Origin of the sequence: Polaromonas sp. (genome assembly GCF_012927485.1) — a bacterium.
Classification (GTDB): domain Bacteria; phylum Pseudomonadota; class Gammaproteobacteria; order Burkholderiales; family Burkholderiaceae_C; genus Polaromonas.
Genome location: NZ_JABBPC010000013.1, coordinates 125,506 through 150,719, shown reverse-complemented (window position 1 = coordinate 150,719; position 25,214 = coordinate 125,506). Strand labels below are relative to the sequence as shown.

Here is a 25,214-nt window from a genome sequence, read left to right as displayed (position 1 = left end):
ATAAGCACGAGCGCGGATTGCATCGCCGCCAAGAAGCTGGCGGAACCTCGTGGAGGCCCCCTTTAACGACTTACGCTACACCGTAACCGTCTCGATCTTCTCGGTTAATTCCAGCCAACGTTCTTCCAGCGTACCCAAGTCGTTTTCAATCGCCTTCAGGCGTCTGCCGGTCTGGGCGATTTCAGCTGCATTCGTGGTGCTCGTCAGCAGGGATTGCAGGCTGACCTGTTCGTTGCTTAAAGCTTGCATCTGGCGATCTGTCTTTTCCAATTCCTTACGCAGCGGTTTGGAGCTATCAGACTGTTGCTGACGGCGTTGGGCGTCGTCCTTTTTGTTAACGGATCGGTGGGTTTCAACGGCGCCTCTCGACTTCGACGGCTCCGCGCCAGTTGCCACGACTTTACTAGCGTTGGCAGCAGGCGCCGTAGCGCTGTTTGTCGACTTTTTGGCTTCTTCGCGCTGGCGTTTGGCTTCATCCAGCAGGTAACGCTGGTAGTCGTCCAGATCGCCGTCGAACGGTTCAACGCCGCCCCGCGATACCATCCAGAACTCGTCACAGACCGCCCGCAACAGCGCGCGGTCATGGCTGACCAGCATCACGGTGCCTTCGAATTCGTTGAGCGCCATTGCAAGTGCTTCCCGCGTGGCCAGGTCCAGGTGATTGGTCGGCTCATCAAGCAGCAGCAGGTTGGGGCGCTGCCAAACGATCATGCAAAGGACCAGCCGAGCTTTTTCTCCCCCGCTCATGCTGCCTACGGCCTGCTTGACCATATCACCGCCAAAGTTGAACATACCCAGAAAACTCCGCAAGTCTTGTTCGCGAGTTTGCTGACCGCTGATTTTTCCGGCAGCGGTAACTTCCTTGACAAGGCGGATCATGTGTTCGAGCGGCGTGTCGGCGGGACGCAATACGTCAAGCTCCTGCTGCGCGAAGTAACCGATGTTGAGGCCTTTGCCTTCGGTCATATCGCCGCTGATAGGGGCGAGCGCGCGCGCGACGGTTTTGACAAGGGTCGATTTACCTTGACCGTTGGCCCCCAGGATACCAATGCGCTGGCCGGCTAACACCGATTTACTGACGTTCTGCACGATGACGGTGGGCGGCGTGCCCTCGGGCGCCTCTTCGGGTGCCGGATAGCCAAAGTAGGCATTCTGCATCGACAGCATGGGGTTGGGTAAATTGGCTGGTTCCTTGAACTCGAATGTGAAGTCAGCTTCAGCCAGCAGCGGCGCAATTTTTTCCATTCGATCCAGCGCCTTGACCCGGCTTTGTGCCTGCTTGGCCTTACTCGCCTTGGCCTTAAAGCGGTCAATGAATTTTTGAAGGTGGGCGATTTTGTCCTGCTGCTTGGAAAACGCGTTTTGCTGCAAGGCCATCTGCTCGGAGCGCAAGTCTTCGAATGCGCTGTAGTTGCCGCCGTAGCGCGTTAGTTTGGCGTTTTCAATGTGCACGGTGATCTGCGTTACCGCATCGAGGAACTCGCGGTCATGACTGATGACCAGCATGGTGCCGCTGTAGCGCTTGAGCCAGGCCTCCAGCCAGACCAGGGCGTCCAGGTCCAGGTGATTGGTCGGCTCATCCAGCAGCAGCAGGTCGGAGGGACACATCAGCGCGCGCGCCAGTTGCAGGCGCATGCGCCAGCCACCGGAAAAGCTGTTGACGGGATTTTCCAGCTCGCTGAGCTTGAAACCCAGACCAAGAATCAACGCCTGTGCGCGGGCCTGGGCATCGTGCGCGCCGGCATCGTACAGGCTCATGTAAGCGTGCGCCATGCGATCGCCGTCGCCGCTTGCCTCGGCGGCATCTACCTCGGTCTGCGCGGCCAGCAACACCACGTCGCCATCGACTACATAACCGGTAGCGCTTTGCTCGGTTTCGGGCATGTCCTGCGCGACCTGTGCCATGCTCCATTGCGCGGGGATGAAATAATCTCCGCCGTCTTCATGCAGCGAGCCGTTGAGCAATGCAAAAAGGGTGGATTTACCCGCACCGTTGCGACCGACCAGACCGACTTTTTCGCCAGGATTAATGGTGACAGACGCGCTGTCAAGCAGAACTTTGGCACCGCGACGCAGCACCACATTTTTAAGGGTAATCATTTAAACAAATAGACTCAAGAAAATTATTCGGGCCGAAGTGGCGCTATTGCCCGATTAGAAAGCAGGGATTCAGGCCAGCTGTTCTCGGGTCAGTAGCATCACTTGGTCGCCACCAGCGCTGGTGTCGAACCAGAGCGGCTCAAGGTGAGGAAAAGCGCATTCAAAATTAGCGCGTTCGTGGCCTATTTCCAGCACCAATACCGCATTTTCGTTCATTTGCGTGGCGGCGGTTAGAAAAAGGTCTCGAATGAAGTCCATTCCATCTGCCCCGCCGGCTAAGGCCAGGTCCGGTTCGGCCCGGAATTCAGCGGGTAAGGCCGCCATGCTGACGGCATTGACGTAAGGTGGATTGCACAAAATAAGGTCGTAGGGGCCACTGCAAGCGGCCATGCCGTTGGATTCGATCATGGTGATTCGGCTGGCCAACTGATGCCTGTCCACATTGATGCGGGCAACGGCCAGGGCCTCCGGGCTGATATCGGCGGCGTCCACGATGACCTCGGGGTAAGTCATCGCCGCCAGCACGGCCAAGCTGCCATTGCCAGTGCATAAGTCGAGCACGCGGTGGGTCGTCTCGCTCAGCCAGGGGTCGATGCTCGCGTCATTCAATAATTCGGCAATGAAGGAACGCGGAATGATCACACGTTCGTCGACATAAAAAGGCACGCCCATCAGCCAGGCTTCGTGAGTAAGGTACGCAGCAGGCTTGCGCAAGTGGATGCGTGCGTCCAAAAGCAGCGCTACCTGCCTTTGGTCTGCCTGCGTGACTGCCTGGTCCGCCACTGCATCGAGGGCGTCCAGCGGCAGGTTGAGCTTCCAAAGCACCAGCCAGGCGGCTTCGTCGAAGGCGTTGCTGGTGCCTTGACCAAAACCGTCGGAATAAGTCAACCCTGCCGCCTCTAGCCGGGCCGCCATCTGCTCAATCAGCGCCAGCACGGTGGGGGGCATCGCCGCCGTTTGGGGAGACGCAAAGGTCATGCCGTAGCGGCGAGTCGCTCCAGCACGCCTCTGTAAATGTTTTTAAGAGGGTCGAGCGAGCTCACCTCTACCCACTCGTTAATCTTGTGAATCGATGCGTTGATGGGGCCGAATTCGATTACTTGTGAGCAAACTTTGGCGATGAACCGACCATCGCTGGTGCCGCCGGTAGTGGACAGCTCGGTGTTCAGACCGGTTTCAGTCAGAATCGCAGCGCGTACGGCGTCCACCAACTCGCCCGGCTTGGTCAGAAAAGGTCGACCTCCCAAAGTCCACTTGAGATCATATTCAAGCTGGTGCCGGCTCAAAACGGCTTGCAAGCGCTGCTGCAGGCTGTCAGGGGTGGATTCCGTACTAAATCGAAAATTGAAGTCCACGACCAGCTCGCCTGGAATGATATTGGAGGCGCCAGTGCCTCCCTGCATATTGGAAACCTGCCAACTGGTGGCGGGGAAAAATTCATTACCCCGGTCCCACTCGGTCGACACCAGCTCCGCCAGAGCGGGCGCAAACAGATGAATTGGATTTTTCGCGAGGTGAGGATAGGCGATATGACCTTGCACGCCTTTGATGGTGAGCTTTCCACTCATGGTTCCGCGGCGGCCGTTTTTGATCACGTCGCCCAGGTGGTCTACAGAGGTAGGTTCGCCCACGATGCAATAGTCCAGCATTTCGCCTCGCGCCAACAGCCTTTCGCAGACCGTCACGGTCCCGTCGAGCGCCGGGCCTTCCTCGTCACTGGTGATCAGGAAGGCGATCGACAGCGCAGGCTGTGGGTTGGCAGCTAGAAACTCTTCGACTGCCACGACCATGGCGGCAATGGACGTCTTCATGTCGGCGGCGCCCCGCCCATACAACTTGCCGTCACGATGGCTGGGCGTGAAAGGGTGGCTGTGCCACTGCTCCAGCGGGCCGGTGGGCACCACGTCGGTGTGGCCGGCAAATACAAGCGTTTTGACCTGTCTTTTTTGGGTGACTGTACTGGCTATTGATTCAGTAGCTCCCTGTGAACGTTCCGACGGGTCGAAAGGGCGAAAACCTTCAAATTTCGCCCATAGATTAGTGACGCGAAAGTGATCGGGGCCGCTGACCATGGTTTCGCACTTGAATCCGAGCGGGGCTAGTCGTGCGGCCAGAATAGTCTGGCAGTCAGCGTCGTTGGGTGTGACTGATGGGCGCGAAATCAGCTGTTCAGCCAGATGCAGTGTTCGAGACATGGTGCTTTAGTTGCCTTAATAGCGGTCCCAAACGAAAACCATGGGAATGATGGCCATTAGTGCCTCACATCCAGCGTAATTTCCGTGAAAGACGGCTCGTCATTCGGATCCTTTTCAGGTTCTGGCGTCTTGGCGTTAGCCATCGCAAGGTCGTTTTCCAGCAGCCACATAAGGTTGGTCGGTGAGTCGGCATAAAGAATGCCTTCCTTGCGCGTTACCGTGCCTTGGACAATCAGTTTCGCGAGGTCTTGCTCAAACGTTTTTGAGCCTTCGGCCATGGATTTTTCCATCGCTTCCTTGACCCCCGAGAAGTCGCCTTTTTCAATCAGTTCGGCCACCAGTTTGGTGTTAAGCATCACCTCTACCGCCGGGGTGCGGTTGCCATCTTGCGTGCGCAGCAAGCGTTGTGACACGATCGCTTTGAGCGCCGCAGCGAGGTCGCCCAGCATGGTAAGCCGGACTTCTACCGGGTAAAAACTCAGGATTCGGTTGAGTGCCTGATAGCTGTTATTGGCGTGCATTGTGGCCAAGCACAAATGACCGGACTGGGCATACGCAATGGCCGCCGACATCGTTTCACGGTCGCGAATTTCGCCAATCATAATGACGTCCGGCGCCTGACGCAGCGCGTTTCTCAGCGCTACCTGCAGTGATTGGGTATCGCTGCCAATTTCTCGCTGATTGACCACTGATTTCTTGTTGGCGTACAAAAATTCGATCGGGTCTTCGATCGTGAGAATGTGGCCCGAGGCGGTTTCGTTGCGGTGGTCTATCATAGACGCTAGCGTCGTGCTCTTGCCTGCGCCGGTGGCGCCCACCATCAACAGCAGGCCGCGTTTTTCCATCACCAGGTCGGCCAGAATGGGCGGCAGGTTCAGGCTGTTCAGGGGCGGAATCTCGTTCGGGATGTAGCGGATCACTGCCGCATAGGTGCCCCGTTGCCGGAAGCCGCTGATGCGGAAGTTGCCCACGCCGGCGACGGCCAAGGCCATGTTGAGTTCGCCTAGTTCTTCCAGCTCTTCAATCCGTGCGGGCGGCAGCACTTCAGCCAGCAGGTTGCGAGGGGCGTCCGCTGGCAAAATCTGGACGTTGATGGGGACTGTTTGACCGTTGATCTTGATGAGCGCGGGCGAGTGGGCTGACAAATAAACGTCCGACGCTTTTTTCTCAGCCATCAGACGCAGAATTTTTTCCATAGTGCTCATCGAGCGTTTCTCAATTGTCATTAATTTATGCGGTTAAGTGCCGAGCCGCATCAATCGCGCAGTAAATCATTGAGACTGGTTGTGGCCCGCGTTTTGGCGTCTACCCGCTTGACGATCACCACGCAGTACAGGCTGTATTTTCCGTTCGCTTTTGGCAAGTTGCCAGCCACCACAACGGAGCCTGCCGGAATGCGGCCATACGTCACGGTGTCCGTTTCGCGGTCGTAGATCGGCGTGCTTTGGCCAAGGTACACGCCCATGGAAATCACCGAGTTTTCTTCGACGATCACGCCTTCAACCACTTCGGAGCGTGCACCGATAAAGCAGTTGTCTTCAATGATGGTCGGGTTAGCTTGCATTGGTTCCAGCACGCCGCCAATTCCCACGCCGCCCGAGAGATGCACGTTCTTGCCGATCTGCGCGCAGGAACCCACGGCTGCCCAGGTGTCCACCATCGTGCCTTCGTCCACATAAGCCCCGATGTTGACGTAGCTGGGCATCAAAATCGCGCCCTTGGCAATGAAGGAGCCTCGGCGAGCCACGGCGGGTGGCACTACACGCACGCCGGTAGCGCGCATCTCGTCTTCGCTGAGGTGCGCAAACTTGGTTTGAACTTTGTCGAAAAACCCCAAATCGCCAGCCCGCATCAGCTCGTTGTCTTTCAGGCGAAAGCTCAGCAACACCGCCTTTTTAATCCATTGATGCGTGCGCCACTGACCGACGCCTTCCCGGGTGGCCACGCGTAACTTGCCCGTATTGAGCTGGTCAATGGTGTGCTCCACGGCCTCCAGCACCTCTTTGGGTGCAGAGGTGGGGGACAGATTGGCGCGATTTTCCCAAGCTGCATCAATGGTGCTTTGGAGATTGCTTTGCAGAGTGTCTTGAGTCATTGAATAAGTTTTTAGTGAACTTTGGATTGGATAAATTGAACCATGCGTTCGGCGGCCTCGACGCATTCGGCAGTTTCCGCCACCAGCGCCATCCGGATTCGGCCAGCGCCCGGATTGTGGCCCTGCGCATCACGTGCCAGGTAGCTGCCCGGTAATACGACGACATTGTAGAGAGCGAACAGCTCGCGTGCGAACGCCGTGTCCGAGCCCTTGAATAATTCAGGAATCTCCGCCCACAGGTAGAAGCCCGCGTCGGGCAAGGCCACCTTCATCACCGAGGCCAGCAAGGGCGTGACTTTGGCAAATTTCTCGCGGTACAAGGCGCGGTTAGCTTGCACATGCTGCTCATCGGCCCACGCTGCCATGCTGGCGGCTTGCACGATTGGGCTCATGGCGCTGCCGTGGTAGGTGCGGTACAACAAAAAAGACTTGATCAGGGCGGCATCACCGGCAACAAAACCGCTGCGCAAGCCGGGCACGTTGCTGCGCTTGGACAAGCTGGTCAACGCGATCAAGTTTTTGAAATCTTGCCGGCCTAACCGGGCGGCGGCCTGCAGCGCGCCCAAAGGCGGCTCGTCACGAAAATAAATCTCGCTGTAGCACTCATCGGAGGCAATCACAAAGCCGTATTGGTCACTGAGCTTAAACAGCAGTTCCCATTCCTCGAGCGACATGACCGCGCCGGTCGGATTGCCGGGGGAGCAGACAAAAACCAGTTGGGTTTTGGCCCACACCGTTTCGGGTACACCGGTCCAGTCCACCGCGAAGTTACGCAATGGTTCGCTCGGAGCGAACCAGGTTTGCGCCCCGGCCAGCAGCGCAGCACCTTCGTAGATTTGATAAAAAGGATTTGGGCACACCACGGTGGCGCCCGGTTGGCTGGGGTCGAGGACGGTCTGCGCCAGTGAAAAAAGCGCTTCGCGGGACCCGTTGACCGGCAGGATTTGCGTCGCCGGATCAAGCTTCACGTCGTAGCGGCGCGCCAGCCAGTCGCTCAGGGTCTGGCGCAAGCGAGGCTCGCCCATCGTGCCCGGATAACTCGCCAGACCAGCGAGGCTGGCCGTCAGCGCATCTTTAATCAGCTGGGGCGTCGCGTGCCGTGGCTCACCAATCCCGAGACTGATGGGCTTGTAGGCGACATTGGGTGTGATGTCGGCGTGCAATTGGCGCAGCCGCTCAAAAGGATAGGGCTGAAGGCGGGAAAGCAGGGGATTCATGTCCAGATTATCCAGCCTCGGCGCAAAGTCCTGATGCGATGGGTCTGGTTACCGACTACGCCAGAGTGACTCCATGCTATAGAATCTATAGCTAATAGTCGGCGTTTTTAGAAAAAAGACTGACGATTTGGTGTCTATTTTTCCGCTGTATGGGTTCTGGTCCGCAGCGGAGCTTGGGCGGGTCGCCCGCGTTGCGCCGTGCGCAGCAAGTGGGTTCGCGACCAGGGAGGCAAGGGCTTATTCCTTACAAAATATCACTCGGCGCTCGGGTAACATTAGAGGTCGTGCATTGCGGCAAGTGGTGCACGTCGTGCAAGCGCCTCGTAAAAAGCGTTAGAAGAATTAACGAGTTTGCTTCAGGCTCAAGAAAACAGGGACAGCTGTGCGTCTCAATTCGATCAAGTTAGCAGGGTTTAAATCGTTCGCGGAGCCCACCAATTTCATACTGCCGGGGCAATTGATCGGCGTGGTAGGACCGAACGGTTGCGGCAAGTCCAATATCATGGACGCAGTGCGCTGGGTGCTGGGTGAAAGTCGCGCCTCCGAGTTGCGCGGTGAGTCGATGCAAGACGTGATCTTCAACGGCACCACTACCCGCAAGCCCGCCAGCCGGTCCAGTGTCGAGCTGGTGTTTGACAATGCCGACCATCGCGCCGGTGGCCAGTGGGGGCAGTTTGCAGAGATCGCCGTCAAGCGCGTGCTGACTCGGGACGGTGCGTCGAGTTACTACATCAACAATCAGCCGGTACGCCGCCGCGACGTGCAGGACGTATTCTTGGGAACCGGCTTGGGACCGCGCGCTTACGCCATCATCGGGCAAGGCACCATCAGCCGCATCATTGAGTCCAAGCCTGAAGAGTTGCGCCTGTTTCTTGAAGAAGCAGCCGGTGTTTCCAAATACAAGGAACGCCGACGCGAGACGGCGAACCGGCTTTCGGACACCCGCGAGAACCTGACCCGCGTGGAAGATATTCTGCGCGAACTCAATGCCAACCTCGACCGGCTGGAAAAGCAGGCCGAAGTCGCTTTGCACTACAACAGCTTGCAGGCGGCCGGCACCTTAAAGCAGCATCAACTGTGGTTTTTGAAGCGTACCGAGAGCGAAGCTGACCAAGCCAAGGTGAAGTCTGATGCTGAAAAGGCGGTGAACGATCTTGAGAGTCGGGTCGCTGATCTGCGCCACATCGAAGCCGACCTGGAAACCATCCGGCAGGCGCATTATTCGGCTGGCGACCAGGTCAATCAGGCTCAAGGCAAGCTTTATGAGGCCAGTGCCGAGGTGGGTCGTTTGGAAGCGGAGATCCGCTTTGTCGTGGATGGCCGGCTTCGTGTGGAGCAGCGCCTGACGCAACTCAAGGAACAAACTGCACAGTGGGCCAGGCGCAGGGAAGACGCAGCGGTCGAGACGGAAAACCTGATCGAACAGGCGGTTGAAGCGGAGGAAAAAGCTGAGCTGCTGGCGGCACAAACGGAAGAGCAGCAAACCGAGTTGCCGGCCCTTGAAGACACGCTGCGTCAAGCCCAAAGCAAAGCCAATGAGCAGCGTGCGAGCGTCGCCCAGGTCCAGCAGCAGATTCAGGTGTTGGCCGCCGACCAGCGCAATATTGAAGAGCAGTCGCGCACCCTGACCTTGAAACGCGAGCGGCTGACAGCGGACCGCAATGCGCTGAATGCGCCGGATGAAGCGCGTCTGTTCAATCTCACTGCGCAATTCGCCAGCGCACAGGAGTCGCAGACGGTGGCAGAGGCCCGTCTGCACGAACTGACGGACACGGTACCTCAGCGTGACGAGGAACGGCGTTCGCTGCAGCAGACCGTTAATGCCGAGTCGGCCAAAAGAGCCAGCTTGACTGCCCGCATGGAAGCACTCAAGGCCTTGCAGGAAAAAGTCAAAACCGACGGCAAACTCAAACCTTGGCTGGCTAAGCATGGTCTGGACAGCCTGCAGGGTTTGTGGAGCCGTATCCATATCGAGTTGGGCTGGGAGAACGCCCTTGAAGCTGCGTTGCGTGAGCGTTTGGGCGCACTCGAAGTCAGCCGGCTGGACATGGTGCGCGGTTTTGCGGGCACCGATGGTCAAGGCACCCCGCCAGCCAAGCTCTCCTTTTACACGGCACCTCCCGCGGTGACGCCGGGACGCTCCAATCCATCAATCGCTCTCAAACCCCTTGCGGACTTGCTGCGTCTGAACGACGCCGGGCAGGCAGCGCTCTTCGGTGATTGGCTGCACGGCTGCTACACCGCACGGGATCTTGACGAGGCCTTGGCGGCGCGCGACAAGCTGCAGGCCGGTGAAGCGATTTACGTTATGAGCGGCCATGCGGTGATGCAACACAGCGTGAGTTTTTATGCGCAGGATTCTGAGCAGGCGGGGCTGCTGGCTAGAGCCCAGGAAATTGAAAATCTTGAAAAGAGTTCCAAGGCCCAAGTACTGATCAGCGAGGAAGCCCGATCCGCCTTGATCCGTGCTGAAGCTGCTTATGCAGACGCCGCCCAGCGGCTGGCCACGGCACGCCGTGAGGCCGCAGAAGGCCAAAGCCGGGTTCATGAGTTGCAGGTTGAAGTGCTGCGCCTGAGCCAATTGGCCGAGCAGACCCGTGCCCGAAGCGAGCAAATTCAGGCTGACATGGCTGAAATTGACGCTCAGCTGGATGAGTTACAGGAACGCAAAGTTATTGCGGAGGCTCGTTTTGAAGAGCTCGACATGCAGCTGGCCGACACCCAGGAGCGGCAGGCACAGCTGGATGACCGGGTGATTGAAACAGAGCGCAAACTGGGCGAGGCGCGCGAACAGCAGCGCGCGCTGGAGCGTCAGGCGCAGGAAGCGCAGTTTGCACTGCGAAGCTTGGCCTCGCGTCGTGACGAGCTGGCGCGCTCCCTTGCTGTGGCAGCCCAGCAGGCGGCTAGCGTCGCGGCAGAAGAAGCGCGCGCACGCGAAGAACTTTCCCGCCTGAACGATGCCGCTGCACAAGGCGGCCTGCAAAGCGCGCTGAGCGCCAAGATGGAGCGCGAAGCCGATTTGGGTGCCAAACGCAGCCAGTACGACGACCTCACCAACAAGCTCCGTGCCAGCGACGAACGCCGGCTTCAGATGGAGCGTGAACTCGACCCGCTGCGACAGCGAATCACCGAGTTCCAACTGAAGGAACAGGCTGCGCGGCTGGGCTTTGAGCAATACGCGCAGTTGCTCCTGGACGCTCAGGCGGATCTGGCCGCTGTTGAGCTATCCCTTCAAAGCGGTACGGTGCGATTGGCCGGTCTTCAGGGCGAGATTGACCGCCTCAACCGGGAGATCCAGTCGCTGGGTGCTGTCAATCTGGCCGCGCTGGAGGAACTAAGTACCGCTCGCGAACGCAAGCAGTTTCTGGATGCCCAGTCGGCTGACCTGAACGAAGCCATGGCGACACTGGAAGATGCGATCAAGAAGATCGACATGGAAACGCGCGATTTGCTTTCTAGTACCTTTGAAGCGGTGAACGGGCATTTTGGCCGCATGTTCCCTGAGCTGTTTGGCGGTGGCAATGCCAAGCTCATGATGACGGGCGAAGAAATTCTTGACGCCGGTGTTCAGGTGATGGCACAACCGCCGGGCAAGAAAAACCAAACAATTCATCTGCTCTCGGGGGGTGAAAAAGCGCTCACCGCGATCGCGCTGGTGTTTGCGATTTTCCAGCTCAACCCGGCGCCGTTTTGTTTGCTCGACGAGGTGGACGCGCCGCTCGACGATGCCAACACCGAGCGCTATGCCAAACTGGTGTCGAGCATGAGCCGGGAGACCCAGTTTCTGTTTATTAGCCACAACAAAATCGCCATGGAAATGGCCGAGCAACTGATCGGCGTGACCATGCAGGAGCAGGGCGTCTCCCGCATCGTAGCGGTAGATATGGAAGCCGCCCTAAGTTTTGCAGAGGCGGCCTGAGTGACTATGAGCACACTTCAAATCAGTCTAGCGGTGGTCGGTGGCCTGGTGCTGGCAGGCGTGGTAGCCCAAAGCACCTGGTCGTCACGTAGAAACCTGCCGAAACAGGCCACCCCTAAAGCCGTTTCCGAGCAGGAGTCGGCCCAGAATGAGACGACGCATGAAGCGTCGGGACCTGACGAACTGGCAGACCGGCAAGAGCCCAGCTTTGACACGGACTCTAGCTTGTCTTCCTTGAGTCAGCTCACAACACTGGAACGCAAACCTGGCTTAGACATCTTGATTGACGCTATGGCGCCCGTGGTGCTGGAGTCCGTCGTTTCGGGGGATGCCGCGTTGGCGGCCATGCCCAGTACGCGCCGCGTGGGGAGTAAACCATTTGGGACAGAAGGCTTGAATGTGGCCACTGGTGAGTGGGAGTTTCCTGTTGCCGGCCAGCGCTACAAGGCATTCCAGTGCGCGGTGCAGTTGGCCAATCGAACCGGCGCGCTTAACCAGATCGAATACTCCGAATTTGTTATCAAGGCACAAGCCTTTGCCGACGCTATCGGTGGCGAAGCGGAGTTTCCGGAAATGCTCGACGAAGTTGCGCGCGCCCGTGAACTGGATCAGTTTGCCAGCGGGCACGACGCGCAATTAAGCTTTAGCCTGCGCGCCATGAACACAGCCTGGAGCCCCGGCTATGTGCAGCAAAGCGCGTCAAAGTTGGGTTTTGTTGCCGGCACTATCCCGGGGCGCATGGTGTTGCCCGCGACTCAGCCGGGCCATGCCCCCATCCTCGGCTTGGCCTTCGACACCCAGGCCGCAATGGCTGAAGACCCTGAACAAACGGCGCTGCGAGAAGTCACGCTGTCACTGGATGTGCCGCAGGTGTTGCGCTCCGAGCAGCCTTTCGCGCGCATGTGCGAGACCGCAATAGCCTTGGCCTCCAGCATGGACGGTGTCATCATCGATGACAACGACAACCCCATCAGGCCCGAAGCGATGGACGGGATTCACGCTGAACTGGAACAGCTTTACGACTTGTTGGATGGTCGCGAGCTGTCGGCAGGCTCGGCGTTGGGGCGGCGCCTCTTTTCCTGATGTCCTGTTGTTTCTGATTTTTCGGGTTTTTCGCATGCTTTGTTTTGATCTTTCCCATGGCAACCCTTGACCTGTTTGGGCGGTCAACGTCGCCGCTGACGTCCGTCGCTGATCGCATAGCGGCATTAAGAACCGAGCTTCAGACTCACGCCCACCGCTACTACGTGCTCGATGAGCCGACCCTTCCCGACAGCGAATACGACAAGCTGTTTAAAGCGTTGCAAGACCTTGAAGGAGCCCATCCCGAGCTGTTGACAGCGGACTCTCCGACGCAGCGGGTGGGGGGCAAGCCGCTGGACCAATTTGCCAGCGTGCGCCACAAAGTGCCCATGCTCAGCATTCGCACCGAGACTGACACCGAGGCGACGGGGGTACAAAATTTCGACACCCGGGTGCGCAAAGAGCTGGGTCTGACCGACACCGATTCGGTGGTTGAGTACGTCGGTGAGCTCAAGTTCGATGGCCTCGCCATGAGCTTACGCTACGAGCATGGCGTGCTGGTGCAGGCCGCCACGCGTGGCGACGGCGAGGTCGGTGAGGACGTTACGCAGAACATTCGCACCATCCGGCAAATTCCGCTGCGACTGCCTGCAGACGCGCCTGACGTGATGGAAGTGCGCGGTGAGGTCTACATCCGTCGTGCCGATTTCGAAGCACTGAACGAAAAGCAGCGTGAAAAAATTGCTCAAGGTGCGAAGGGCGAAAAAACCTTTGTGAATCCACGCAACGCCGCAGCCGGCGGCGTACGCCAGTTGGACCCCGCCATTGCAGCGCAACGGCGTCTGAGCTTCTTTGCTTACGGCGTGGGCGACATGACACCGGTACCACAAGGCGGCCCTTTCTTCGACACCCATTTTCAGCTGCTGATGACCTTGAAATCGTGGGGATTTCCGGTTGCAGCGCAGACGCAGATTGCACAGGGAGCTGCTGAATTAATAGCCTTCCATAAGAACATAGGCGAGCAGCGTGACCGCCTTCCCTATGACATTGATGGCGTGGTTTACAAGGTCAACAGCCTCACGCTGCAAAAAAAGCTGGGGTTTGTCACGCGCGAACCACGTTGGGCGGTGGCGCACAAATACCCCGCCCAGGAGCAGCTCACGATCGTGCTCGGTATTGAGGTTCAAGTGGGCCGCACCGGCAAGTTGACGCCGGTGGCCAAACTGGCGCCCGTGTTTGTCGGCGGCGTCACAGTCACCAACGCTACCCTGCACAACGAAGACGAAGCGCGCCGCAAGGACGTTCGAGTGGGCGACACGGTCATCGTTCGCCGCGCCGGAGACGTCATTCCCGAAGTTGTGAGCGTGCTGCTCGACAAGCGCTTGCCCGATGCGCAGCTATTTTCCATGCCGCGCGTTTGCCCCGTGTGCGGCTCGGCAGCCGTGCGCGAAGAAGGCGAGGCCGACTACCGCTGTACCGGAGGCTTGTTCTGCGCGGCCCAGCGCAAAGAAGCCATCCTGCATTTTGCGCATCGGCGCGCCGTTGAAGTTGACGGCCTGGGCGACAAACTGGTCGAACAATTGGTGGATGCCAACGTGGTTCGGGTTTTGCCAGACCTTTACAAGCTGGGCCTCACGGCGCTCGCCAGTTTGGACAGAATAGCCGAAAAATCGGCCAATAACCTGCTGGAAGCGTTGGAAAAATCAAAGCAGACCACGCTGCCGCGCTTTTTGTTCGGCTTGGGTATTCGACATGTGGGGGAGGCCACCGCAAAAGCATTGGCACGCCATTTTGGTAAGCTTGATTCTGTCATGGCGGCTACGGTAGAGCAGCTGCTTGAGGTCGACGACGTCGGCCCCATCGTCGCGCAAAGCCTGCGCACTTTCTTCGACCAACCGCACAACCGTGAAGTGGTCGAGCAACTTCGCGCGTGCGGTGTGAATTGGGAGGAGGGTGAGCGGATCGCAGTTGCCGCCAAACCGCTGGCAGGCAAGACCTTTGTGATTACGGGCACCTTGCCGACCTTGAGCCGGGACGAAGCCAAGGACCGCGTTGAGGCCGCAGGCGCAAAAGTGGCAGGCTCAGTCAGCAAAAAAACGGATTACGTGGTGGCGGGCGCCGAGGCGGGCAGCAAACTGGCCAGGGCGGAAACGCTGGGTGTGACGGTAATTGATGAGGCCGCCTTGCTGGTCCTTTTGGCCTCCACGGTTCAGTGAACATCAGCCGACTTTTAAGGAGAGCGCATGCAGGCGTTCCAGAATATTAATTTCCCCGCACTACTGAATTCGGTGGTGAGCCTAACTGCGGCCTTTGTGTTGGGCGGGCTGATTGGACTGGAGCGCCAGTACCGGCAACGCACCGCTGGCCTGAGAACCAACGTGCTGGTCGCGCTAGGCGCTGCTATTTTTGTGGATATGGCCAGCCGGCTGATGGGTCAGGACGGTGCCGTGCGGGTGGTCGCCTACGTCGTTTCGGGCATCGGGTTTCTGGGGGCGGGCGTGATTATGCGGGAGGAAGGGAATGTGCGCGGGCTCAATACCGCCGCCACCCTGTGGTGCTCTGGTGCCGTGGGTGCGTGCGCTGGCGCGAGTCTGGTGGTGGAGGCGGCGCTGGCCACGCTCTTCGTGCTGGCTGCCAATACCTTGTTGCGGCCGATTGTTGACCAGATCAACCGCCAGCCGCTGGATGTAAAGTCTGCCGAGGTGACCAACTCGGTTTACGTTGTCACCAGCGGAGAGCGACAAAAAGAGGTCTTGGTCATTCTCGAAAAAGAGCTCGAAAGCTTGCAATATCCGACCCATGATCTGGAAGTCCACGCTTTCGGGGATGAGGATGTCAAGATCGAGGCCACCTTGGCCGCCACCGCTGTCGATGGCAAGGTCATGGATCAGATGGTCCAGCGGCTGGCTGATTTGCCGATGGTCAGCCAAGCCTACTGGAGTGCCAGCACCACCGACTAGCGCTTTGCAGAGCGCCGCCGACCAAGACGGCAGCTAGCGTCTGCTTACAAGGCGTTACCGAAATTTGCATGGCGTGCGTCATGCCGCGCGGGAAAGTCTCACGTTAAGAGCTCTCACTGCACAGGAGCTTTTCATGAATGTCCTTCGTTTTTCCGCTTGGCTTGCCGCCGCCGGCTTCGCCACATTGTTGTCGGGCTGCGTGGTAGCGCCTATCGGGTTGCGCCCGGTTGCCGTGTATCCTGCGCGTGCTGTTTACGTTGAGCCGGCGCCAATCATCGTAGTGCCCGGCCCTGGTTATTACGGATACCAAGAGCACCATGGCCATAGGGATTGGCGTTAAGACGAATCACGCGCTGCACAAACGGGTCTGCGCCGCGATAATTGGTGCATGACCATCCGCGAAATTTTAAAAATGGGCGACGTACGGCTGTTGCGCGTTGCGCCACCCGTGACGCAATTTGACACCGACGACTTACACCTGCTGATTTCAGACATGTTCGACACCATGCAGGCGGTGGATGGGGCAGGGCTGGCCGCGCCGCAGATTGGTGTCGCTCTGCAGGTAGTTATTTTCGGTACTGATGCACCCAATCTCCGCTACCCGGACGCACCGCAGGTGCCTCGAACTGTTTTGCTTAACCCGTTGATCACGCCCTTGAGCCCGCAGGAAGAAAGCGACTGGGAAGGGTGCCTTTCGGTGCCCGGTCTGCGTGGCGTTGTGCCGCGTTTTTCGCACATTCGCTACACAGGTTTTGATCAATACGGCGATCCGATTGACCGTACGGTGGCTGGCTTTCATGCCCGCGTCGTGCAACATGAATGCGACCATCTGATTGGCAAGCTTTACCCCATGCGGATCCGGGACTTTGCCCAGTTTGGCTACACCGAGGTGCTGTTCCCGGGACTTGATGCCTCCAAAGACGACTGATCCGGGGCGATTCTCGTGACTGCCTGTAGCTTCTCCGCGCCACTGAATTTCCATCGTCGCGTAGCGGACGCGGGAAGTTTTTAGCCATGCCGCATGCCCCCGACGTGCCGTCCAAAGCAACGGTCTCTGAACCGGAGAGCTATCAGGTCAAGCTTGAGACGATTCACGGCATCGGAGCCGACCTGCAACTGCGCTCCCTGCTGGATCGGCAACAATTTTACGATCCCCTCGGCGCGGCTGATCGCGAAGGCATTTCCTCGTCGGCCTGGCCGATTTTCGGCCTGCTTTGGCCATCCGGTCGCGTCCTCGCCCATGCCATGCTGACGTTTGAAGTGGAAGGCAAACGCATTTTGGAATTGGGGTGCGGCTTGGCATTAGCCAGTCTGGTCATTCATCGGCGAGGCGGCGACATCACCGCCAGCGATTGCCATCCCCTGGCCGCTGATTTTTTAGACGAGAACCTCAAACTCAATCGGCTGCCTCCCATCAAATACCTGACCGCAAACTGGGCCCGCAACAACCCGCTGTTGGATCGCTTTGACCTGATTATTGGCAGCGATGTTTTGTATGACCGGGGGCAGCCGGAAGTGCTGTCGCGCTTCATAGATCTGCATGCGCGGCCCGAGGTGGAAGTGCTGATTGTGGATCCCGACCGCGGCAATCGGGTCAGATTTAACCGGAAAATGGAGTCCCTGGGCTATTCACGCAGCGAGACGCATATTTCCGCACTGCCCGACGACGGTGGCAAGTACAAAGGTCGATTACTCCGATACTTCAGAACGTCAACAGCCTGACAAAGTGCCTCAAAAAGACACGCGATGGGCCAACACCCGCCGTGTCTTCAGGCGTTCAGCGCTTCCAGCAACTCGGTCTCGATCGCAATCTGCGCTTTGTTGTGTTGCAGTTCTGGACCGTCAATCAAAAAGGTATCTTCCACGCGCTCACCCAGCGTCGTGACCTTGGCCAGTTGCAGGTTGATGCGGTGCCGGGCCAGGACCCGAGCGATTAAGTACAGCAGTCCGACGCGGTCGCTTGCCGAGACACTGAGCAACCAGCGTTGAGCATGTTCATCGGGTCGCAAATCGACCCGTGGCGCAATCGGGAAGCTTTTGACGCGGCGCGAGACACGGCCCTTGCCCGGAAGCGGCAGTGGCCCCTGATTTTCAAGCGTGCGTTCCAGTTCCGCTTCGACCATGCTGGCCAGCTCGCGGTAATGCTCGGCCAGCGTCGGGCTGACCACCTGAAAGGTATCGATTGCGTAGCCATTGTTGGCCGTGTGAACCTTGGCGTCCAAAATGCTGAAACTTGCCTGGTCAAAATAGCCGCAGATGCGCGCGAACAGGTCAGGCGTATCGGGTGTGTACACCAGCACCTGCATGCCTTCGCCGGCGAGGGAGCGGCGTGCGCGAACGATCACCTTGGCTTTGCCCACGTGGCGCGACAGCTGCCGCGCGTGCCAGGCAATATCGCTGGCCTCGTGGCGCATGAAGTAACTGACATCCAGCGTGGCCCACAGGGCCTTATGCGCCTCAAAAGGTTCGGCGTGCAGGGCAAGCGTGGTCAGCGCTTCGCGCTTGCGGGCTTCCACTTCGGCCGCTGCATCGGGTGCGCGGCCGCCCAGTACGCGCAGCGTGTAGCGGTAGAGGTCTTCGAGCAACTTGCCTTTCCAGGCATTCCAGACTTTGGGGCTGGTACCGCGAATGTCTGCCACGGTCAGCAGGTACAGGGCAGTCAGGTAGCGTTCATTGCCCACGCGTTCGGCAAATGCGGCAATTACTTCGGGGTTGCTGAGGTCTTCCTTCTGGGCGATACGGCTCATGCTCAGGTGTTCGCCCACCAGAAATTCGATCAGTTGAGCGTCTTCAGCAGCGATGCCGTGTTGGCGGCAGAAAACACGCACTTCTTGACGCCCCAGTTCGGAATGATCGCCGCCGCGTCCTTTGGCAATGTCGTGGAAAAGCGCCGCGACATACAAAATCCAGGGCTTGTCCCAGCCAGCGGCCAGCTGTGAGCACTTAGGGTACTCGTGCGAATGCTCCGCAATAAAAAAGCGCCGCATATTGCGCAGCACCATCAGGATGTGCTGGTCGACGGTATACACGTGAAACAGGTCGTGCTGCATCTGCCCGACGATGTTCCGGAAGATCCAGAGGTAACGGCCTAGCACCGAGGTCTGGTTCATCAGGCGCATAGCGTGTGTGATGCCCTCGGGCTGTTGCAGTATGCGCAGAAAGGTGCTGCGATTCACCGGGTCGTTGCGAAACTTGCTGTTCATCACGCCCCGGGCGTTGTAGAGCGCACGCAAGGTACGGACCGAAAGCCCTTTGATGCCCACCGTGGTTTCATACAACAGGAAAGTTTCCAGAATGGCATGCGGCTCGCGTGCGTACAAGTCGTCGCTAACCACCTCCAGCATGCCGGCCTTGTCGCAAAACCGTTCATTGATTTGACGCAGCGGGTAGGTGGTGGGGTTGAGGCGCTCTTCGATATTGAGCAGCAAGATCTGGTTGAGTTGGGTCACCGCTTTGGCGGCCCAGTAGTAGCGGCGCATCAGCGCCTCGCTGGCGCGGCGTGGCAACCTGATGCCATCGTCAGATTCGGCGGAATAACCAAAGGATTCTGCGACAGCCGTTTGAAGGTCAAACACCAACCGGTCTTCGCGCCGTCCCGCAATCAGATGCAGGCGCGCGCGTATCAGACTAAGCAACGCTTCGTTGGCCTTAATTTGGCGTATTTCAAAAGCGGTGGCGAGGCCGCTTTCGGCCAGATCGTCCCACGACTTGCCCAGCCCGGCTGCCCGCGCGACCCAGAGCACCACCTGCAGGTCCCGCAGGCCACCCGGTGACTCCTTGCAATTGGGCTCCAGTGCGTAGGGCGTATCTTCAAACTTGTTGTGACGTTGGCGCAGTTCCAGCGTCTTGGCGACATAGAACGCCTTGGGGTCGAGCACTGCATCAAGTTGCTGTTGGAGCTTGGCGAAGTTCTCCTTCGAGCCAGCAATCAACCGCATCTCAAGCAGGGAGGTCTGGACCGTGACGTCTTTGGCCGCTTCTTCGACGCAGTCGGCCGTTGTTCGTACGCTGGAGCCAATTTCCAAGCCGCTATCCCAGCAATTGCTGATAAAGCTTTCGACCTTGGCCTTGAGGGTCGGATCGTGTTCGACGTCGACATCGTCGGGCAGCAACAGCAACACATCGACGTCTGAATGCGGAAACAGCTCGCCTCGGCCAAAACCGCCTGCCGCGATCAGACACGCGGCTGCGGGAAAGTCTGCGCGTTGCCAAAGCAATCGCAACGTGGTCTCCGTGTGTTTGCTCAGCTTTCGCAGCAGGCCGTGAATGCTGCGGTAGGACGAACCACTGGTCGCCAGCGACGTCAGCAATGCAGTTTTCCCTGCGCGGTACTGATCGCGCACATCACCCAGTTCAGTCATACCAGTTCAGTCATGGGTGAATCGGCTCTGAGCCGTGGTTAGCAAACGTTCAACAGTTCAATAGCGCAAGGGGTAGTGATGACGGCAACGGCAGCAGGACGTCAGGCGCCCACGGTGGCTTGCTGCGGATTATTTTGGGGAACAAACGCGGGAATCGGCGGGCTGCCGGCGGACAGTGTTAACACCTCGTACCCCGTTTCGGTGACCAGAACAGTGTGTTCCCATTGGGCTGACAGCGAATGGTCGCGGGTCACGATGCTCCAGCCATCTTTTTCAGGACCGTCCTTGATGTCGCGCTTGCCCGCGTTAATCATCGGCTCGATCGTGAACGTCATGCCAGGCTTGAGTTCTTCCAGCGTGCCGGGACGGCCGTAGTGAAGCACCTGAGGGTCCTCGTGGAAGCCGGCACCAATGCCGTGGCCACAAAACTCACGGACGATGGAAAACCCTTGTTTTTCAGCAAATAGCTGGATCGCAGAACCAATATCCCCCAGCCGTGCCCCAGGTTTCACACGCATGATGCCGTGCCACATGGCCTCGTAGGTGACATGGCAGAGCCGCTTGGCGGCAATTGAAACCTCGCCCACCAAGAACATACGACTGCTGTCGCCGTGCCAGCCATCTTTGATGCCGGTCACATCGAGATTGACGATGTCGCCTTTTTTAAGCGGCTTGTCGTTTGGAATGCCGTGGCACACCTGGTGATTAACAGAACTGCAAAGCGATTTCGTGTAGGCGCTATAGCCGGGCGGCTGGTAGCCGAGGGTGGCCGGAATAGTGCCTTGAACCTGCGTCATGTAATCATGCGCGAGGCGGTCTATTTCATTGGTGGTCACGCCCGGTTTGACGAAGGGGGTCAGGTAATCCAGCAACTCGGAAGCGAGCCGGCAGGCCACCCGCATACCTTCAATTCCGGCCGCATCTTTGTAAGTAATACTCATGCAGTGATTATCCCACTGGACTATTTCGTATGTATTCCGGTGGGCCTGCCAAGGGCTTTTAGCGTTTCTCCGGGTCCCGCGATAAAAGACAAGTCAATTGAAACGGTTCCGGGAGGGGCTGATAAAATTGGGGTTAACGCGAACCCCGCAAATTTTTAAACAATTGTTGCTAAAGTTCTTTGCGGCGGGCAGTGTTAAACCCCAAAAAATCCAACTTGCCGGCTGTCTCTTTTCACACTTCACCACAAGGCCACCGCTGTGACCCTGCATCTGACGACTTTTGAGGGCGATCCCCACGGGATCAGCGCCCTGAGCGACTTCCGCGTTCAGCAACTGCTGCCGCGTCTGCAAACAATTCACGACAAAATCGTCGGCATCAGCGCCCGTTTTGTGCACCTGGTGGCCACCGAGACAGCGCCGACGGATTCGTTAAAAAACCAATTGACAGCGTTGCTGACCTATGGCGACCCTTCCGCTCAACTGGGGGGAGACGCTGCCGACACCTTGTTGTTTATCGTGTCGCCGCGTTTTGGCACGGTGTCGCCTTGGGCCTCTAAAGCAACCGATATCGCGCACAACTGCGGCTTGGCAATCAAGCGCATTGAGCGCATTACAGAATTTCGCTTGACGCTGAAGTCCGGTTTTTTCAGCAAGACTGCGCTGACGGCTGCGCAGCACGACCAGGTCGCTGCGTTGCTCCACGACCGCATGACTGAAAGCGTGGTGTTCGACCGGGCGCAGACTGCGGCAGGCCTTTTCACCGAGCTGCAAAGCGCGCCGCTGCAAGTCATCGACGTTCTGGAAGGCGGTAAAACGGCGCTGGAGCGGGCCAACACCGAGTATGGCCTGGCGCTGGCCGCTGATGAGATCGACTACCTGGTGACTGCTTTTACCCAGCTCCAGCGCAACCCCACCGATGTTGAGCTCATGATGTTCGCCCAGGCCAATAGCGAGCATTGCCGTCACAAAATATTTAACGCTGACTTCACAATTGACGGTGTTGTGCAAGACAAGAGCCTGTTTGCCATGATTCGGAACACCGAGCGGCTGCACTCCCAGCACACGGTAGTGGCGTATTCAGACAACGCGTCGGTCATGGAAGGCGCAAAAATCCAGCGTTTTTATGCGAAATCGCCGGCTACTCCCGCACCACAAGGCGCAGGCAGCTGTCAAACCTACAGCGCCACAGACGGCGTTCTGACCCATGTGCTGATGAAGGTCGAGACGCACAACCACCCGACGGCGATTTCCCCGTGTCCGGGCGCAGCAACCGGTGCGGGCGGGGAAATCCGCGATGAAGGTGCTACCGGTCGCGGATCGAAACCTAAAGCAGGGTTAACGGGTTTCACGGTTTCAAAACTTTTTGATGGTGACTACGGCAAGCCGGAGCAGATTGCCAGCGCGTTGCAGATCATGATTGAGGGCCCGCTGGGCGGCGCAGCTTTCAACAACGAGTTTGGTCGTCCCAATCTTGCAGGCTATTTCCGCGAATACGAGCAAACCGTAGGCGGCCAACGTTGGGGTTACCACAAGCCCATCATGATTGCTGGCGGCATCGGCACCATCGATGCGGGGCTTACCCACAAAATATTGTTTCCCGCCGGTTCGCTGCTGATCCAGCTGGGCGGCCCCGGCATGCGCATCGGCATGGGCGGCAGCGCAGCAAGTTCCATGGCCTCAGGCGCCAATGCAGCCCAACTCGACTTCGATTCGGTGCAGCGTGGAAATCCCGAGATCGAACGCCGCGCGCAGGAAGTGATAAACCAGTGCGCACAGCTGGGTGCGGCCAACCCGATTCTGGCGATTCACGACGTGGGCGCCGGTGGGCTGTCCAATGCGTTCCCTGAGCTTGTTAATGACGCCGGGCGCGGCGCGCGTTTCGACCTGCGGGCCGTCAAGCTCGAAGAAAGCGGCCTGTCGCCCAAGGAAATCTGGAGCAACGAAAGCCAGGAACGCTATGTGATGGCGATTGCTCCCGAATCGTTGCCACAGTTTGAGGCCTTCTGCGAACGCGAGCGCTGCCCGTTCGCCGTGATCGGCGTAGCGACTGAAGACCAACAACTGGTGTTGTCGAACGGCGTCGCTGCCGCACCGGTCGACATGCCCATGAATGTGTTGCTGGGCAAGCCGCCCAAAATGCACCGCAGCGTAAAAAGCACCGCAAATGCCATCAAGCCGATGGACCTGACCGGGATCGATCTGCAAAAAAGCGGTATTGACGTGCTGAGCCACCCCACGGTGGCGTCGAAACGGTTTTTGATCACCATCGGCGACCGCACGGTGGGCGGACTCACACACCGCGACCAGATGGTCGGGCCCTGGCAAGTGCCGGTGGCTGATTGTGCGGTGACGCTGGCGGACTACAAAGGTTTCTCCGGCGAGGCCATGAGCATGGGTGAGCGCACGCCGCTGGCGACCAGTAACGCCGCTGCTTCGGGCCGCATGGCGGTGGCTGAAGCCATTACGAACTTATTGGCGGCTCCCATCGAGTTGCCGCGTGTGAAGCTGTCGGCCAACTGGATGGCCGCCTGTGGCGAGCCAGGACAAGACGCCGCTTTGTACGAAACCGTCAAGGCGGTGGGCATGGCGCTGTGTCCGGCGCTGGGCATCTCGATTCCGGTTGGCAAGGATTCCCTGTCCATGCGCACGGTCTGGTCCGATGGCAACGAGCGCAAAAAAGTGTTGTCGCCGGTGTCGCTGATCGTCACTGCTTTCGCCACGCTGGCGGATGTGCGCGGCACACTCACGCCCGCGTTGAACGCGCAAGAGGCTGACACAACGCTGATCTTGATCGATCTGGGCAAGGGTCAGCGTCGCATGGGTGGATCCATCCTGTCTCAAACCCTGAACCTCGAAGGCGGCGAGGTACCTGATCTGGACGATCCGAAAGACTTGGTCAATCTGGTCAACGCCATTAACGAGTTGCGCACGCAAGGGCGGATTCTGGCGTACCACGATCGCAGCGATGGCGGTCTGTTTGCGACCGCCTGCGAGATGGCCTTCGCCGGACATGTGGGGGTATCACTCAACGTCGACATGCTGATTCTTGAGGGCGACGGCATCAGCGATAGCCGCATGGACGCCGGTGATAGCAAAAACTGGGCGACACAAGTCGCCCCACGCCGTGAAGAGCTGACGCTCAAGGCGCTGTTTAACGAAGAGCTGGGGGCCGTCATTCAGGTGCGGACCGAAGTCCGCGATGAGGTGATGCAAACCTTGCGTAAGCACGAACTTTCCAAGTTCAGCCACTTGATCGGCAAGACCCGTCCTCAGCACGCCGCGTTAGAAGTGGGCAAGGGCGAGGTTCAGATTTGGCGCGATACCAAAGTGGTATTCAAGGCCAAACTACAGGATCTGCATCAGGTGTGGGATGCCGTTAGCTGGAAAATTTGCCAGCAGCGCGATAATCCGGCGTGTGCCGATGCCGAGCATGCCTCGGCGGGCGACCTTGCTGACCCGGGCCTGCACGTCCACTTGACGTTTGATCCAGTCAAGGTACTGGCGTCACCCGCACTAAACCTCTCCCGGCCGAAAGTGGCTGTGCTGCGCGAGCAAGGGGTCAACTCGCATGTGGAAATGGCTTACGCCTTCACACGGGCCGGATTTGAAGCTTTCGATGTGCACATGACCGACTTGCAAAGCGGCCGTGCCAGGTTATCGGACTTTGCCGGCCTAGTGGCCTGCGGTGGCTTCAGCTATGGCGATACCCTGGGCGCGGGCGTGGGCTGGGCACGATCAATTACCTTTAACCCGGCGCTGGCCGACCAGTTCAAAACCTTCTTTGCCCGACCGGATACCTTTGGCTTGGGCGTGTGTAACGGATGCCAGATGTTCGCCGAACTGGCCGATATCATTCCGGGCGCTGAAGCCTGGCCCCGATTTACCACCAATCGCAGCGAACGCTTCGAGGCGCGCCTGAGTCAGGTCGAAGTGTTGGATTCCCCCAGCCTTTTTTTGCAGGGCATGGCGGGTACGCGCCTGCCGATCGCGGTGGCGCATGGCGAGGGATACGCCAACTTTGCCTACCGCGGCGATGCGTCAAAAGCGATTGCCGCCATGCGCTTTACCGACCACCACGGCCAAGCAACCGAAGCCTACCCCGCCAACCCTAATGGCAGCGCAGGCGGTTTGACGGCAATCACTACCGCCGACGGCCGTTTTACCGCCATGATGCCGCACCCCGAGCGCGTGTTTCGCAACATTCAGATGAGCTGGACCCCTGAGGATCCGGCAAGCTTGAGTCCGTGGATGCAGTTGTGGCACAACGCGCGCCGATGGGTGGGCTAGTCGGGCAGCTTTACGAAGCGCTGCAAGCTGCCGCCGAGCACCTAAGCACTAGCGCTTATCTGGCGAACCCTGGAGGCCGCCAGGGGGTGAAATAGAACGCAGGGAGACCCGCCGGT

Annotated in this window: 16 protein-coding genes; 8 read left to right on the top strand and 8 right to left on the bottom strand. The window is 58.6% G+C overall.

Going from position 1 to position 25,214, the window contains the following annotated elements; translation table 11 throughout:
* Window positions 1-75 precede the first annotated feature (75 nt).
* The 6 genes from HHJ16_RS06680 to dapC all read right to left on the bottom strand — a co-directional run bounded on the left by HHJ16_RS06680 (window position 76) and on the right by dapC (window position 7,607).
* Window positions 76-2,100 (bottom strand): ATP-binding cassette domain-containing protein, encoded by a 2,025-nt coding sequence (locus tag HHJ16_RS06680; protein ID WP_293641753.1) that lies wholly within the window; start codon window positions 2,098-2,100, stop codon window positions 76-78.
* Window positions 2,101-2,169: 69 nt separating this feature from the next.
* A complete protein-coding gene (gene prmB / locus HHJ16_RS06675; protein WP_293641751.1) occupies window positions 2,170-3,078 on the bottom strand; it encodes a 50S ribosomal protein L3 N(5)-glutamine methyltransferase in 909 nt (302 codons plus the stop codon).
* A complete protein-coding gene (gene dapE / locus HHJ16_RS06670) occupies window positions 3,075-4,295 on the bottom strand; it encodes a succinyl-diaminopimelate desuccinylase (protein WP_293641749.1) in 1,221 nt (406 codons plus the stop codon). Before dapE ends, prmB begins: the two co-directional genes overlap by 4 nt.
* Before the next feature lie 56 nt (window positions 4,296-4,351).
* Window positions 4,352-5,521, bottom strand: coding sequence for a PilT/PilU family type 4a pilus ATPase (locus tag HHJ16_RS06665; RefSeq protein ID WP_366557470.1), 1,170 nt, complete (start codon window positions 5,519-5,521; stop codon window positions 4,352-4,354).
* A 29-nt stretch (window positions 5,522-5,550) separates the two neighbouring features.
* Window positions 5,551-6,375: a 2,3,4,5-tetrahydropyridine-2,6-dicarboxylate N-succinyltransferase gene (dapD, locus tag HHJ16_RS06660; RefSeq protein WP_293641821.1), complete on the bottom strand. Its 825-nt coding sequence runs from the start codon at window positions 6,373-6,375 to the stop codon at window positions 5,551-5,553.
* Between the two features lie 26 nt (window positions 6,376-6,401).
* A complete protein-coding gene (dapC, locus tag HHJ16_RS06655; protein WP_293641747.1) occupies window positions 6,402-7,607 on the bottom strand; it encodes a succinyldiaminopimelate transaminase in 1,206 nt (401 codons plus the stop codon).
* A 382-nt stretch (window positions 7,608-7,989) separates the two neighbouring features.
* On the opposite strand from dapC, the gene smc reads away from it, so the two are divergent.
* From smc to HHJ16_RS06620, 7 genes are all read left to right on the top strand, one after another.
* A complete protein-coding gene (gene smc, locus HHJ16_RS06650; protein WP_293641745.1) occupies window positions 7,990-11,526 on the top strand; it encodes a chromosome segregation protein SMC in 3,537 nt (1,178 codons plus the stop codon).
* A 6-nt stretch (window positions 11,527-11,532) separates the two neighbouring features.
* The gene (locus HHJ16_RS06645) at window positions 11,533-12,609 is read left to right on the top strand and encodes a cell division protein ZipA C-terminal FtsZ-binding domain-containing protein (protein ID WP_293641744.1); all 1,077 of its coding nucleotides are present in this window, start codon (window positions 11,533-11,535) and stop codon (window positions 12,607-12,609) included.
* A 56-nt stretch (window positions 12,610-12,665) separates the two neighbouring features.
* Window positions 12,666-14,765: an NAD-dependent DNA ligase LigA gene (gene ligA, locus HHJ16_RS06640; protein ID WP_293641743.1), complete on the top strand. Its 2,100-nt coding sequence runs from the start codon at window positions 12,666-12,668 to the stop codon at window positions 14,763-14,765.
* Window positions 14,766-14,792: 27 nt separating this feature from the next.
* On the top strand, window positions 14,793-15,509 hold the full coding sequence (locus HHJ16_RS06635; RefSeq protein WP_293641742.1) for an MgtC/SapB family protein: 717 nt from the start codon (window positions 14,793-14,795) through the stop codon (window positions 15,507-15,509).
* Between the two features lie 133 nt (window positions 15,510-15,642).
* Window positions 15,643-15,849, top strand: a complete 207-nt coding sequence (locus tag HHJ16_RS06630) for a hypothetical protein (protein WP_293641740.1) — start codon at window positions 15,643-15,645, stop codon at window positions 15,847-15,849.
* A gap of 48 nt (window positions 15,850-15,897) precedes the next feature.
* Complete coding sequence (def, locus tag HHJ16_RS06625; protein WP_293641739.1) at window positions 15,898-16,437, top strand: peptide deformylase; 540 nt, start codon at window positions 15,898-15,900, stop codon at window positions 16,435-16,437.
* A gap of 86 nt (window positions 16,438-16,523) precedes the next feature.
* A complete protein-coding gene (locus tag HHJ16_RS06620; RefSeq protein ID WP_293641738.1) occupies window positions 16,524-17,231 on the top strand; it encodes a methyltransferase domain-containing protein in 708 nt (235 codons plus the stop codon).
* A 47-nt stretch (window positions 17,232-17,278) separates the two neighbouring features.
* On the opposite strand, the gene HHJ16_RS06615 is transcribed toward HHJ16_RS06620, so the two are convergent.
* Window positions 17,279-19,870: a [protein-PII] uridylyltransferase gene (locus HHJ16_RS06615; RefSeq protein ID WP_293641737.1), complete on the bottom strand. Its 2,592-nt coding sequence runs from the start codon at window positions 19,868-19,870 to the stop codon at window positions 17,279-17,281.
* A gap of 101 nt (window positions 19,871-19,971) precedes the next feature.
* Entirely contained in the window at window positions 19,972-20,811 is an 840-nt protein-coding gene (gene map, locus HHJ16_RS06610) for a type I methionyl aminopeptidase (RefSeq protein ID WP_293641736.1), read from the bottom strand.
* A gap of 258 nt (window positions 20,812-21,069) precedes the next feature.
* Between map and purL the strand changes: the two genes are divergently transcribed.
* A complete protein-coding gene (purL, locus tag HHJ16_RS06605) occupies window positions 21,070-25,098 on the top strand; it encodes a phosphoribosylformylglycinamidine synthase (protein ID WP_293641735.1) in 4,029 nt (1,342 codons plus the stop codon).
* The last annotated feature ends 116 nt before the right edge of the window (window positions 25,099-25,214 follow it).